The sequence below is a fragment of the Pseudomonas sp. SWRI154 genome, from assembly GCF_014268645.1.
GTDB classification, from domain to species: Bacteria; Pseudomonadota; Gammaproteobacteria; order Pseudomonadales; family Pseudomonadaceae; genus Aquipseudomonas; species Aquipseudomonas marvdashtae.
Map to the genome: position 1 here is coordinate 36,554 of NZ_JABWQW010000011.1, position 13,093 is coordinate 49,646.

The 13,093-nt window shown below is 62.8% G+C and carries 10 protein-coding genes; 8 read left to right on the top strand and 2 right to left on the bottom strand.

Annotation, left to right across the window (positions count from 1 at the left end; translation table 11 throughout):
• The first annotated feature begins 70 nt into the window (after window positions 1-70).
• Genes aauS through HU806_RS12360 form a run of 3 tightly spaced genes read left to right on the top strand, consistent with a single transcriptional unit; the run spans window position 71 to window position 3,651 of the window.
• Entirely contained in the window at window positions 71-1,972 is a 1,902-nt protein-coding gene (gene aauS, locus HU806_RS12350; RefSeq protein WP_186611638.1) for a two-component sensor histidine kinase AauS, read from the top strand.
• Complete coding sequence (gene aauR, locus HU806_RS12355) at window positions 1,969-3,297, top strand: two-component response regulator AauR (RefSeq protein WP_186611639.1); 1,329 nt, start codon at window positions 1,969-1,971, stop codon at window positions 3,295-3,297. The genes aauS and aauR overlap by 4 nt, the downstream gene beginning before the upstream one ends.
• 24 nt (window positions 3,298-3,321) lie before the next feature.
• Window positions 3,322-3,651 carry a GlpM family protein gene (locus tag HU806_RS12360; RefSeq protein WP_167352841.1) on the top strand — a complete coding sequence of 110 codons (330 nt, stop codon included), beginning with the start codon at window positions 3,322-3,324 and terminating at the stop codon, window positions 3,649-3,651.
• A gap of 9 nt (window positions 3,652-3,660) precedes the next feature.
• Here the strand turns inward: HU806_RS12360 and HU806_RS12365 are convergent, their stop codons facing one another.
• Both HU806_RS12365 and HU806_RS12370 read right to left on the bottom strand, forming a co-directional pair.
• Complete coding sequence (locus HU806_RS12365; protein ID WP_186611640.1) at window positions 3,661-4,275, bottom strand: NAD(P)-dependent oxidoreductase; 615 nt, start codon at window positions 4,273-4,275, stop codon at window positions 3,661-3,663.
• A 230-nt stretch (window positions 4,276-4,505) separates the two neighbouring features.
• Window positions 4,506-5,384, bottom strand: a complete 879-nt coding sequence (locus HU806_RS12370) for an MBL fold metallo-hydrolase (RefSeq protein ID WP_186611641.1) — start codon at window positions 5,382-5,384, stop codon at window positions 4,506-4,508.
• Between the two features lie 113 nt (window positions 5,385-5,497).
• Between HU806_RS12370 and HU806_RS12375 the strand changes: the two genes are divergently transcribed.
• The 5 genes from HU806_RS12375 to HU806_RS12395 all read left to right on the top strand — a co-directional run bounded on the left by HU806_RS12375 (window position 5,498) and on the right by HU806_RS12395 (window position 13,068).
• Window positions 5,498-6,403: a LysR family transcriptional regulator gene (locus tag HU806_RS12375; RefSeq protein WP_186611642.1), complete on the top strand. Its 906-nt coding sequence runs from the start codon at window positions 5,498-5,500 to the stop codon at window positions 6,401-6,403.
• A 115-nt stretch (window positions 6,404-6,518) separates the two neighbouring features.
• Window positions 6,519-8,027, top strand: a complete 1,509-nt coding sequence (gene gcsR / locus HU806_RS12380) for a transcriptional regulator GcsR (RefSeq protein WP_186611643.1) — start codon at window positions 6,519-6,521, stop codon at window positions 8,025-8,027.
• Window positions 8,028-8,344: 317 nt separating this feature from the next.
• Window positions 8,345-8,728, top strand: coding sequence for a glycine cleavage system protein GcvH (gcvH, locus tag HU806_RS12385; protein WP_186611644.1), 384 nt, complete (start codon window positions 8,345-8,347; stop codon window positions 8,726-8,728).
• A gap of 11 nt (window positions 8,729-8,739) precedes the next feature.
• Complete coding sequence (gene gcvP / locus HU806_RS12390) at window positions 8,740-11,589, top strand: aminomethyl-transferring glycine dehydrogenase (protein WP_186611645.1); 2,850 nt, start codon at window positions 8,740-8,742, stop codon at window positions 11,587-11,589.
• Window positions 11,590-11,691: 102 nt separating this feature from the next.
• The gene (locus HU806_RS12395; protein WP_186611646.1) at window positions 11,692-13,068 is read left to right on the top strand and encodes an L-serine ammonia-lyase; all 1,377 of its coding nucleotides are present in this window, start codon (window positions 11,692-11,694) and stop codon (window positions 13,066-13,068) included.
• Window positions 13,069-13,093 lie beyond the last annotated feature (25 nt).

Consider the following 13,093-nt stretch of genomic DNA (forward strand, 5'->3'; position numbering starts at 1 on the left):
TGGTTCCCTCACCACAAGGCCGCGTTTGAAGGACGACCGCCGCCACACTGGTTGACCCAAGGCTTCTGTGATGAAATGCGCCCCCACCTTCTATCGCGCCGCGCCGCCATCACTCGCCGTGAAACCCCGCCTGATCCGCCATTTGTTCCTGCCGCCGCTGATCATTGCCCTGATGATCGGCCTGGGTTACCTCGGCTTCTGGATCAGCGAGCACTATGGCATTCGCGGCCTGGCCGAGAATGGCGAGCGCCAGCTGGAGCTGCATGCCCGTGCGGTGGAAAGCGAAATCAGCAAATACACCTACTTGCCCAGCCTGCTGGAGCTTGAATCGAGCGTCGCGCAACTGCTCGACGAGCCGACACCCGAACACCGCAAGACCGTCAACGATTATCTTGAAGGCCTGAACCGGCGTAGCCGCAGCCGGGCCATCTACGTCATGGATACCACCGGCCGGGTCATGGCGACCAGCAACTGGCGCGATGTCGACAGTTACCTGGGTGAAGACCTGTCCTTCCGCGCCTACTTCCAGAATGCCGTACGCGGCCAGCCGGGGCGCTTCTACGGCATCGGCAGCACCAACGGCGAGCCTGGTTATTACCTCGCCCATGGCTTGGAACAACAGGGCAAGATCATCGGCGTGGCCGTGGTCAAGGTACGCCTCGAAGCCATGGAGGAACGCTGGCAGCGGGCACGCCTGGAGGCCTTCGTCAGCGACGAGAACGGCATCATCATCCTCTCCAGCGACCCGGCGCGACGGCTCAAGTCCGTCCGCCCACTGAGCGACGAAACCAAGGAGCGTCTGGCCCGAAGCCTGCAATATTACTGGTTCCCGTTGAATGAGCTGATCCCCCTGGCGCGGGAGCGGCTGGGCGAAGGCATGGAAAAACTGACCTTCCCCGCCAATACCGAAATCGCCGCCGAACAGCAGGCGATCAGCTACCTGTCACAGACCCGCCCGTTGAGCGACACACCGTGGAATTTCACCTTGCTCACGCCGCTTGAAGACCTGCGTCGCCAAGCGATCAACCAAGGCATCCTGGCGGCCGTGGCGTTTGCCCTGGTGGCCTTCCTGTTGATCGCGTGGAATGAGCGGCGCAAGGTAATCGCTACTCGCCTCGCGGCCCGCGAAGCGTTGCAAGAGGCCAACAACCAACTCGAACGTCGGATTACCGAACGCACCACTGACCTTCGCGCCAGCAACGAACGGCTCAAGGGCCAAATCCGCGAGCGACGGCAGGCCGAAGAAACCCTGCGTCGCGCCCAGGATGAACTGGTCCAAGCCGGTAAACTGGCGGCCATCGGCCAGATGTCCACCAGCATCGCCCACGAACTCAATCAGCCGCTGGCGGCGTTGCGCACCTTGTCCGGCAATACCGTGCGTTTCCTGGAGCGTGGCCAGTTGGACATCGCCAGCACTAACCTCAAGACCATCAATGAACTGATCGACCGCATGGGCCGGATCACCGCCAGCCTGCGCGCCTTTGCCCGGCGCGGCGACGACAAGGGCCGGGCCAGCCTGGGCAAGGCCGTCGAGGCGGCGCTGCAGTTGCTCGGCGGGCGCCTTGAAAAACTCGGCATCCAGGTCCACTCGGCTTTTGAAGACGTCCAAGTACAAATCGACCAGACCCGGCTGGAGCAGATCCTGGTCAACCTGATCGGCAATGCGCTGGACGCCATGCAGGTCCAACCCGAGCCGAAACTGTGGCTTGTCGGCGAAACCAGCGACGGCAAATACCGCCTGCGGGTGCGCGATAACGGTCATGGCATCGACCCGCAAGCGCGCAAGCACCTGTTCGAACCGTTCTTCACCACCAAACCCGGCGAACAGGGCCTGGGCCTTGGCCTGACGCTGTCGGCGAGCCTGAGCGCCGCCGCTGGCGGGCACCTGGGCGTGGAGCATCCGGAGGACGGTGGCACCACGTTTGTCCTCAGTTTACCGTTGGTAAGCCTTTCACCTGCCGAGCCGCTATGAACAACGACCTGAGCGTATTGATCGTCGAAGACGACCCCCATGTCCTGTTGGGCTGCCAGCAAGCCTTGACCCTGGAAGACATTCCCTGCATCGGCGTGGGCAGTGCCGAGGAAGCGCTGGAGCGGGTCGACGATAATTTCGCCGGCATCGTCATCAGCGACATCCGCCTGCCGGGCATCGATGGCCTGGAACTCCTCACTCGCCTCAAGGCGCGCGACCGCAGCCTGCCGGTGGTGTTGATCACCGGTCACGGCGACATTTCCATGGCCGTTGGCGCCATGCAGAAAGGTGCCTATGACTTCATGGAAAAACCGTTCTCTCCCGAGCGCCTGGTCGATGTCGCCCGCCGCGCCCTGGAGCAGCGCAGCCTGGCCCGGGAGGTGTCATCGCTGCGTCGGCAACTGGCCGAACGCGATTCGCTGGAGGGCCGGATCATCGGCCGTTCGCCGGCCATGCAGCACCTGCGGGCGCTGATCGCCAACGTCGCCGACACTTCGGCCAATGTGCTGATCGAAGGCGAAACCGGTACCGGCAAAGAACTGGTCGCCCGCTGCCTGCATGATTTCAGCCGGCGCCACGACAAGCAGTTCGTCGCGCTGAACTGCGGCGGCCTGCCGGAGAATCTGTTCGAAAGCGAAATTTTCGGCCACGAGGCCAATGCGTTTACCGGGGCCGGCAAACGCCGGATCGGCAAGATCGAGCACGCCGATGGCGGCACGCTGTTTCTCGATGAAGTGGAAAGCATGCCCCTGCCGCTGCAGATCAAACTGCTGCGGGTGTTGCAGGAGCGCACCCTGGAACGCCTGGGTTCAAACCAGAGCGTGGCCGTGGATTGCCGGGTGATCGCCGCCACCAAGTCCGACCTCGACGAAATGGGCCGGTCCGGACAGTTCCGCAGCGACCTGTATTACCGCCTCAACGTGGTGACCCTGGAGCTGCCGCCCCTGCGCGAGCGGCGCGAAGACATCCTGCAACTGTTCGAGCATTTCCTCCAGCAGTCGTCCCTGCGCTTCGACCGCACCGTGCCGGAGCTGGACAACCAGACCCTGTCGAACCTGATGAGCCACGACTGGCCGGGCAACGTGCGTGAGCTTCGCAACGTCGCCGAACGCTACGCCTTGGGCCTGCCGGCGTTCAAGAAGTCCGGCGCCAGCAGTGGCAGCCAAGGCCTGGCTTTTGCCGAAGCAGTGGAAGCCTTCGAGCGCAATCTGCTGATGGACGCGTTGCAACGCAGCGGCGGCAACCTGACCCAGGCCAGCCATGAACTGGGCATGGCCAAGACCACGCTGTTCGACAAAGTCAAAAAATATGGCTTGAGCCACTGACGGGGACGTAGACCTGTGGACCTGATTTTCAAGGCAGCGCTCGGCGCGGCCGTTGTGGTGATCCTGGCGATGCTCGCCAAGACCAAGAATTACTACATCGCCGGGCTGGTGCCGCTGTTTCCAACCTTTGCCCTGATTGCCCACTACATTGTCGGCAAGGGACGCTCGGTAGACGACCTGAAGACCACCATTGTGTTTGGCATGTGGTCGATCATTCCGTACTTCGTCTATCTCGCAACCCTGTACGTGATGGTCGACCGCATGCGCCTCGAAGCCTCATTGGCCGTAGCCGCCGTCGCCTGGCTGATGGCGGCGACGGTGCTGGTCAGCGTCTGGGTTCGGCTTCACGGCTGATCCCTGCGATCAATAACCGACGGTAAACCGCGTCCGCGAAAATTGCGGTGTTTCCACTTCATCGATCAATGCGATGGCGTAGTCGGCAAAGCTGATCCAACTGCGCCCGGAGTCATCAAACAGCAGGTGGTCCTTGCCCACTCGGAACTGCCCGGTGCGCTCGGTTTCGACGAACTCCGCCGAGGGCGACAAAAAGGTCCAATCCAAATCCTGTTCCTTGCGCAGCACATCCAGGAACACGGCACCGGCGCTGGCTTCGGCCAGGTATTCCTCGGGGAAGCCATCGCTGTCGATCACCCGGCTGTTATCCGGCAACAGCAACGAACCGGCCCCGCCGACCACCAGCAAACGCTTGACCCCGGCGGCCTTCACTGGCGCGATGACCTTGTCGGCCGGCACGGTGGCAAAGTGCGCGGCACTGATCACCACGTCGTGGCCGGCGATGGCTGCGGTCAGCGCCTCGCTGTCCAGAACATCCAATTGCTTGCTGACCACCCCAGCCCTTTCGCCGATTTTCGTGGTGTTGCGGGCAATGGCCGTCACGCTGTGACCGCGGCGCAGAGCCTCTTCCAACAGTTGGCTGCCGGCGCGGCCGGTGGCGCCGATGATTGCGATTTTGCTCATGTGATTCTCCAATGTTTATTCGTAGGTTCTACTTCAACGTGTCTTGGAACCATGAACACATTCGTGGCGAGGGAGCTTGCTCCCGCTCGGCTGCGAAGCAGTCGCAAAAAGGTCCATGTCGTGTACCAGATACAACTTATGCATGGGGGCTGCTGCGCCCGAAGCGTCGGACCGGCCCAGCGGGAGCAAGCTCCCTCGCCACAAAAAGCGTTCAGATCAAAGATTGGCTGTCACCACTTCATCTCGCCCTTCGCCACCTTGGCGCTGAGCTCCAAGGAGCTGTCTTCACCCAGGTCCGGATAGCGTAGTTTCATGGCGCGGCTCAGTGCGGCGGAATCCTTGGCCTTGGCGGTTTCCTCGTCGAAGGCCTTGATGTAGCCGGCAGTAAAGCGCACCGGGGCCAGGGAACGGGCGCTTTCGCCCAGGTAATGTCCAGGAATAACGGTGGCTGGTTGCAGCTTTTCGATGTTATCCAGCGTTGCCAGCCAATCCTTGTGCGACTGCGGCGTCTGGGTATCGGCCATCCACACGTGAATGTTCTCGGCTACCACGACGCCGCCCACCACAGCCTTGATCGAGGGAATCCACACAAAACTACGCTCCGGCTGTGGGCCCTTCAGGCCGATAATCTGCAAGCGCTTGCCTTCCAACGTCAGGCTGTCGCCCTTGAGCACCTGAGGCACGATGGCCTTGGTTGGGGCATCGGTCTTCAGGATCGGCGCCCAATATTTCAGCTTGCCGTCCATGGTGTGCTTGATGTGTTCGACGGTCGGCGCCGACGCCAGCACCTTGGCCTCAGGGAACGCGGCGGTGAGGGTTTCCAAGCCAAAATAGTAGTCTGGATCGCCGTGGCTGATGTAGATCGTGGTCAGTTGCTTGCCACTGGCGCGAATCTTCTCGACGACTTGCTCAGCCTGGGATCTGCCGAACTGGGCGTCGACGAGAATGGCTTCTTTTTCACCACTGACCAACACTGACGTCACCGGAAAAATCGCCGTCGCGCCGGGGTTGTAGACGTCAAGCGTCAAGTCGGCGGCCCAGGCCTGGGCCGTGAAAGCCAGGGCGGCGGTTGCCAGCAGCCAGCGCTTGATAGGGGTGAATCCGGTCATGAGGTGCTCCATCGTCCAAAGGCCCGCAAGGGAATGAAACAGAGCTTAGTTGCCAGAGTCGTTACAAAAAATGCCATGCTGGGACACAGTTTGTTTCTGAAATCGGGCAAATCATGGATCGTCTACAAGCAATGCGGGTGTTTGTCACCGTGGTGGACCTGGGTAGCCAGTCGGCAGCAGCCGAGCACCTGGACCTGTCGCGGCCGGTGGTGTCGCGGTATCTGGCGGAGCTGGAGGATTGGGTTGGCGCGCGGCTGATGCACCGCACCACCCGCAAGCTCAGCCTGACGGCCGCCGGCAGCGAAGTCCTGCCGCGTTGCCGGCAGATGCTCGAGCTGTCCGGCGACATGCACGCCGCCGTGAGCACGCCGGAGGATGCGCCACGGGGCCTGCTGCGCATCACCGCCAGCCCCTCGTTCGGCCAGGCCCAGTTGGCCTGCGCCATGGCCGACTTTGTCCGGCGCTACCCAGGCGTGAGCGTCGACCTGCAGATGCTCGACCGCACGGTGAACCTGGTGGATGAACGCATCGACCTGGCGATCCGCATGAGCAACGACCTCGACCCGAACCTGATCGCCCGCCGCCTCACGGTGTGCCGTTCGGTAATCTGCGCTTCGCCCCGCTACCTGCGCGAGCATCCGACGCCGCAACGCGTGGAGGACCTGAGCCGGCACAATTGCCTTACCCACTCCTACGTCGGTAAAAGCCTCTGGCATTTCGAACAGGACGGCGAGCCCGTGTCGGTGCCGGTCCAAGGCAACATCAGCGCCAACGAAGCCAGCACCCTGCTACAGGCGACGATCGCGGGTGCCGGCGTGGCGATGCTCCCTAGCTATCAGGCCGGTCCCCACATCCAGAACGGGGAACTGGAACGCCTGCTGGCCCACGCTGAACCTCGCCGGATGAACATGTACGCGGTATACGCGTCGCGCAAACACATGCCATCGGCGCTGCGCAGCCTGCTGGATTTCCTGGTGGAGAGATTTCCCGAAACGCCTGAATGGGATGTGGGGCTCTAACGTCCCTCGGGCATAAGGATTTGCTGCGCTCGCAACGGTGTCCCCGGGATTTCACCAATAGCCCGCCCCAAGGCATACTTGCCACCCATCGTATTCCAGAACCCAAAGCCGCCCCATGCGTATCCACGTCAGTTTCATCGACCGCGTCGGCATCACCCAGGAAGTCCTGGCCTTGCTCGGCGGTCGCAATCTCAATCTGGATGCCGTGGAGATGGTGCCGCCCAACGTCTACATCGACGCCCCGACCCTCAGCCCGCAAGTGCTGGATGAATTGCGCGAGGCGCTGTTCAGCGTGCGTGGCGTGCAGGCGGTAACCGTGGTGGACATCCTGCCGGGCCAACGCCGGCACTTGCAGCTCGATGCCTTGCTCGCGGCGATGACCGACCCTGTCCTGGCGCTGGACAGCGCTGGCAAGGTGTTACTCGCCAACCCGGCGCTGATCGCCCTCTACGGCCGTGAGCCGGCCGGGGAAAGCGTGGCCGAGCTGTTCGGTGATGCGGCATTGCTGGATGCCCTGTTGGAGAATGGTTTTCGCCTGCCGTTGCGGGAAATCACCCTAAACGGCCAGACGCTGCTGCTGGACGCCACCCCGATCACCGACGCCGGGGCGCTGCTGACGTTGTATCAGCCCAACCGTATCGGTGAGCGCCTGTCGGCCTTGCATCATGACCACGCCGAAGGCTTCGACGCGCTGCTGGGCGAATCCCCGGCGATCCGCTCCCTCAAGGCCCGGGCCCAGCGCGTCGCGGCCCTGGATGCACCGTTGCTGATCCAGGGCGAAACCGGCACCGGCAAGGAACTGGTGGCCCGCGCCTGTCACGCCATCAGCGCCCGTCACAGCGCGCCATTCCTGGCCCTGAACTGCGCGGCGCTGCCGGAGAACCTGGCCGAAAGCGAACTGTTCGGCTACGCCCCCGGCGCCTTCACCGGCGCACAACGCGGCGGCAAGCCGGGGCTGATGGAGCTGGCGAACCAGGGCACGGTATTTCTCGATGAAATCGGCGAGATGTCGCCCTACCTGCAAGCCAAGCTCCTGCGTTTCCTCAACGACGGCAGCTTCCGCCGGGTGGGCGGCGACCGGGAGATCAAGGTCAATGTGCGGATCCTCAGCGCCACCCACCGCAACCTGGAAAAAATGGTCAGCGAAGGCTCGTTTCGCGAAGACCTGTTCTACCGCCTGAACGTGCTCAACGTTGAAGTCCCGCCGCTGCGCGAGCGCGGCCAGGACATCCTGCTGCTGGCGCGGTATTTCATGCAGCAGGCCTGTGCGCAGATCCAACGTCCGGTCTGCCGCCTGGCCCCCGGTACCTATCCGGCGCTGCTGGGCAATCGCTGGCCGGGCAACGTGCGGCAACTGCAGAACGTGATCTTCCGCGCCGCCGCTATCTGCGAAAGCAGCCTGGTGGACATCGGCGACCTGGACATCGCCGGCACCAGCGTGGCGCGTCAGGGCGACGTGGAAGTCGAAAGCCTGGAGCAGGCCGTCGAAGCGTTCGAAAAGCAATTGCTCGAATCGCTGTACACCAACTATCCCTCCACCCGCCAACTCGCCAGCCGCCTGCAAACCTCGCACACCGCTATCGCCCATCGGCTGCGCAAGTACGGGATCTCCGGCAAGCCTTAGCCGGGTAGCGCTCGAAAACGCTCAAAAACGACCTCGACCTGTACTGAAAGCGCTACAGCGGAACGATATCGCTACACTCGGCGCTGAGCTGCGCAGGGTAAGGCTTTGATCCCATGGTGATTTTTTCCTGCCTGGATACTGTAGCGATTTCGCTACAGCACAAAAGCTTTCCGCCTTTCAAAATCCTCTTAAAGCACTGAAAAATAAGGGATTTAAAACATTGGCCACGTTCTTGCTATGGCTATAGCCATTCGGCCGGGCCAAGCCCCGCGCCTTTCTTCGCGTCCACCAGACGAAATCTGGCCCCAGGAGTTTCCATGAGCGAGTTGCGTTTCACTGAAGATCACGAATGGCTTCGCACCGAAGCCGACGGCAGCGTTACCGTTGGCATCACCGCATTCGCCCAGAACGCCTTGGGCGACGTGGTCTATGTTCAGTTACCGGAACTGCAGGCCTACGACAAAGGCGCCGAAGCCTCTACCGTGGAGTCGGTGAAAGCCGCCAGCGGTGTCTACATGCCGCTGGACGGTGAAGTGCTCGAAGTGAACCCTGCCCTGGAAAGCAATCCCGAACTGGTCAACGAAGATCCGCTGGGCAAAGGCTGGTTCTTCCGCTTTAAACCGACCGACGCCGACGCAGTGGCTAAGCTGTTGGATCAAGACGCCTACGATCGCCTGATCAAAGCCAACGCCCAAGCCTGAGGAGCCACGACATGACCGTTAATCTCGGCACCGCCAACGAATTCATCGCCCGCCACATCGGCCCGCGTGCAGGCGACGAGCAAGCCATGCTCGAGCGCCTGGGCTTCGACTCCCTGCAAGCCCTGAGCGCCAGCGTCATCCCGGAAAGCATCAAGGGCACCAGCGTGCTGGACATGGGCGACGGCCAGAGCGAAGCCGAAGCACTGGCCTCGATCAAGGCCATCGCCGGCAAGAACCAACTGTTCAAGACCTACATCGGCCAGGGCTACTACAACTGCCACACCCCGTCGCCGATCTTGCGCAATCTGTTGGAAAACCCGGCCTGGTACACCGCCTACACCCCGTACCAGCCTGAAATTTCCCAGGGCCGTCTCGAAGCGTTGTTGAATTTCCAGACGCTGATCAGCGACCTCACCGGCCTGCCGATCGCTAACGCCTCGTTGCTGGACGAAGCCACCGCCGCGGCCGAAGCCATGACCTTCTGCAAGCGCCTGAGCAAAAACAAGGGCAGCAATGCCTTCTTCGCCTCCGTCCACAGCCACCCGCAAACCCTCGACGTGCTGCGCACCCGTGCCGAGCCCCTGGGCATCGACGTGGTGGTGGGCGATGAGCGCGAACTGACCGACGTGAGCACGTTCTTCGGCGCGTTGCTGCAATACCCGGCCAGTAACGGCGACCTGTTCGACTACCGCGAACTGACTGAACGCTTCCACGCCGCCAACGCACTGGTGGCGGTCGCGGCTGACTTGTTGGCACTGACGCTGCTGACGCCTCCGGGCGAATTCGGCGCCGACGTCGCCATCGGCAGCGCGCAGCGCTTCGGCGTACCACTGGGCTTCGGCGGCCCGCACGCCGCGTATTTCTCCACCAAGGACGCGTTCAAGCGCGACATGCCGGGCCGTCTGGTCGGTGTTTCCGTGGACCGTTTCGGCAAGCCGGCCCTGCGTCTGGCGATGCAGACCCGCGAGCAACACATCCGCCGCGAGAAAGCCACGAGCAACATCTGCACCGCCCAAGTGTTGCTGGCCAACATCGCCAGCATGTACGCGGTGTACCACGGCCCTAAAGGCCTGACTCAGATCGCGAACCGCATCCATCACCTCACCGCGATCCTCGCCAAGGGCCTGGGCGCGCTGGGCCTGAACGTCGAGCAAGAGAGCTTCTTCGACACCCTGACCCTGCACACCGGCGCACAAACCGCCGCCCTGCACGACAAGGCCCGCGCCCAACGCATCAACCTGCGGGTGGTGGACGCTGAACGCCTGGGCCTGTCCCTGGACGAAACCACCAGCCAGGCTGATATCGAAGCATTGTGGAGCTTGCTGGCCGATGGCAAGGCGCTGCCGGACTTCACCGCACTGGCCGCTAGCGTGCAAAGCCGCATCCCGGCCGAGCTGGTGCGCCAATCGGCGATCCTCAGCCACCCGGTGTTCAACCGCTACCATTCCGAAACCGAGCTGATGCGCTACCTGCGCAAGCTCGCCGACAAGGACCTGGCCCTGGATCGCACCATGATCCCGCTGGGTTCCTGCACCATGAAACTCAACGCCGCCAGCGAAATGATCCCGGTGACCTGGGCCGAGTTCGGCGCCCTGCACCCGTTCGCCCCGGCCGAGCAGAGCGCCGGCTACCAGCAATTGACCGATGAGCTGGAAGCCATGCTCTGCGCCGCCACCGGCTATGACGCGGTGTCGCTGCAACCCAACGCCGGTTCCCAGGGCGAATACGCCGGTTTGCTGGCGATCCGTGCCTATCACCAGAGCCGTGGCGAAGACCGCCGCGACATCTGCCTGATCCCGTCTTCGGCCCACGGCACCAACCCGGCCACCGCCAACATGGCCGGCATGCGCGTGGTCGTGACCGCCTGCGATGCCCGCGGCAACGTCGACATCGAAGACCTGCGCGCCAAAGCCATCGAGCACCGCGAACACCTCGCCGCGCTGATGATCACCTACCCGTCCACCCACGGCGTGTTCGAGGAAGGCATCCGCGAAATTTGCGGGATCGTTCATGACAACGGCGGCCAGGTGTACATCGACGGCGCCAACATGAATGCAATGGTCGGCCTCTGCGCACCGGGCAAGTTCGGCGGCGACGTATCGCACCTGAACCTGCACAAGACCTTCTGCATCCCTCACGGCGGTGGCGGCCCGGGCGTCGGCCCGATTGGCGTCAAGTCGCACCTGGCACCGTTCCTGCCGGGCCATGCCAACATGGAGCGCAAGGAAGGCGCGGTGTGCGCGGCGCCGTTCGGCAGCGCGAGCATCTTGCCGATCACCTGGATGTACATCCGCATGATGGGCGGCGCGGGCCTCAAGCGCGCCTCGCAACTGGCGATCCTCAATGCCAACTACATCGCCCGTCGCCTGGAAGAGCATTACCCAGTGCTCTACTCCGGCAGCAACGGCTTGGTGGCCCACGAATGCATCCTCGACCTGCGCCCGCTCAAGGACAGCAGCGGCATCAGCGTCGATGACGTGGCCAAGCGCCTGATCGACTTCGGTTTCCACGCCCCGACCATGTCGTTCCCGGTGGCCGGCACGTTGATGATCGAGCCGACCGAAAGCGAATCCAAGGAAGAACTGGACCGCTTCTGCGACGCCATGATCTGCATTCGCGAAGAAATCCGCGCGGTGGAAAACGGCAGCCTCGACAAGGACGACAACCCGCTGAAGAACGCCCCGCACACCGCGGCGGAACTCGTCGGCGAGTGGACTCACCCCTACAGCCGCGAACAAGCGGTCTACCCGGTGGCGTCGTTGATCGAAGGCAAATACTGGCCGCCAGTGGGCCGGGTCGATAACGTGTTCGGCGACCGCAATCTCGTGTGCGCCTGCCCATCGATCGAAAGTTACGCTTAAAGCAGCGACGAGCTTCAAGCTGCAAGCCACAAGTTAAAAGCCGAACGGCTCTTCTTGCAGCTTGTAGCTCACAGCTTGTCGCTGCTCCCCCAGGAGCCTCCCATGTCATTAAGCGTGTTCGACCTGTTCAAGATCGGCATCGGTCCTTCCAGCTCCCATACGGTCGGCCCGATGCGTGCCGCCGCCCGTTTCGCCGAAGGGCTGCGTCGTGATGACCTGCTCAATGCCACTGCCAGCGTCAAGGTCGAGCTCTACGGCTCGCTCGGTGCCACGGGCAAAGGACACGGCAGTGACAAAGCCGTGCTGCTGGGCCTGGAAGGTGAGCACCCGGACACCGTGGACACTGAAACAGTCGACGCGCGCCTGCAGCAGATTCGCAGCAGCGGTCGCCTGAACCTGTTGGGTGAACACTCCATCGAATTCAATGAAAAGCTGCACTTGGCGATGATTCGCAAACCGTTGGCCTTTCACCCCAACGGCATGATCTTCCGCGCCTTCGACGCGGCGGGCCTGCAAGTGCGCAGCCGCGAGTACTACTCGGTGGGCGGAGGTTTTGTGGTCGATGAAGGCGCGGCCGGCGCTGACCGGATCGTCGAGGACGTCACTCCCCTGACTTTCCCGTTCAAGAGCGCCAAGGACCTGCTCGCCCATTGCACTACCTATGGCCTGTCCATCAGCCAAGTGATGCTGACCAACGAAAGTGCCTGGCGCCCCGAAGCCGAAACCCGCGCCGGCCTGCTGAAAATCTGGCAGGTGATGCAGGACTGCGTGGCCGCTGGCTGTCGCAACGAAGGGATTTTGCCAGGCGGGCTGAAGGTCAAGCGCCGTGCGGCGGCGCTGCATCGACAGCTGTGCAAGAACCCGGAAGCCGCGCTGCGCGATCCGTTGTCGGTGCTGGACTGGGTCAACCTGTACGCCCTGGCGGTCAACGAAGAAAACGCCTATGGCGGGCGCGTCGTGACCGCGCCCACCAACGGTGCGGCCGGAATCGTGCCGGCGGTGCTGCATTACTACATGCGCTTCATTCCGGGCGCCAATGAAGATGGCGTGGTCCGGTTCCTGCTGACCGCCGCCGCCATCGGCATCTTGTACAAGGAAAACGCCTCCATCTCCGGCGCCGAAGTCGGCTGCCAGGGCGAAGTCGGCGTGGCTTGCTCCATGGCTGCGGGCGCCTTGTGCGAAGTCTTGGGCGGTACGGTCCAGCAAGTGGAGAACGCCGCCGAAATCGGCATGGAACACAACCTCGGCCTGACCTGCGATCCCATCGGCGGCCTCGTACAAGTGCCGTGCATCGAGCGCAACGCCATGGGTTCGGTGAAAGCCATCAATGCGGTGCGCATGGCCATGCGCGGCGACGGGCATCACTTCGTCTCCCTCGACAAAGTCATCCGCACCATGCGCCAGACCGGCGCCGACATGAAAAGCAAATACAAGGAGACCGCCCGCGGCGGTCTGGCGGTCAACATCATCGAATGCTGATGCGTGCCATCCACAAATTCCAGGA

What these genes read in the sequence shown, in the direction of transcription:
- gcsR (WP_186611643.1), top strand. Translation starts at nt 6,519, where the DNA reads ATGCGTATCCACGTCAGTTTCATCGACCGCGTCGGCATCACCCAGGAA.
- HU806_RS12395 (WP_186611646.1), top strand. Translation starts at nt 11,692, where the DNA reads ATGTCATTAAGCGTGTTCGACCTGTTCAAGATCGGCATCGGTCCTTCC.
- gcvP (WP_186611645.1), top strand. Translation starts at nt 8,740, where the DNA reads ATGACCGTTAATCTCGGCACCGCCAACGAATTCATCGCCCGCCACATC.
- HU806_RS12365 (WP_186611640.1), bottom strand. Translation starts at nt 4,275, where the DNA reads ATGAGCAAAATCGCAATCATCGGCGCCACCGGCCGCGCCGGCAGCCAA.
- HU806_RS12375 (WP_186611642.1), top strand. Translation starts at nt 5,498, where the DNA reads ATGGATCGTCTACAAGCAATGCGGGTGTTTGTCACCGTGGTGGACCTG.
- HU806_RS12370 (WP_186611641.1), bottom strand. Translation starts at nt 5,384, where the DNA reads ATGACCGGATTCACCCCTATCAAGCGCTGGCTGCTGGCAACCGCCGCC.
- aauS (WP_186611638.1), top strand. Translation starts at nt 71, where the DNA reads ATGAAATGCGCCCCCACCTTCTATCGCGCCGCGCCGCCATCACTCGCC.
- aauR (WP_186611639.1), top strand. Translation starts at nt 1,969, where the DNA reads ATGAACAACGACCTGAGCGTATTGATCGTCGAAGACGACCCCCATGTC.
- gcvH (WP_186611644.1), top strand. Translation starts at nt 8,345, where the DNA reads ATGAGCGAGTTGCGTTTCACTGAAGATCACGAATGGCTTCGCACCGAA.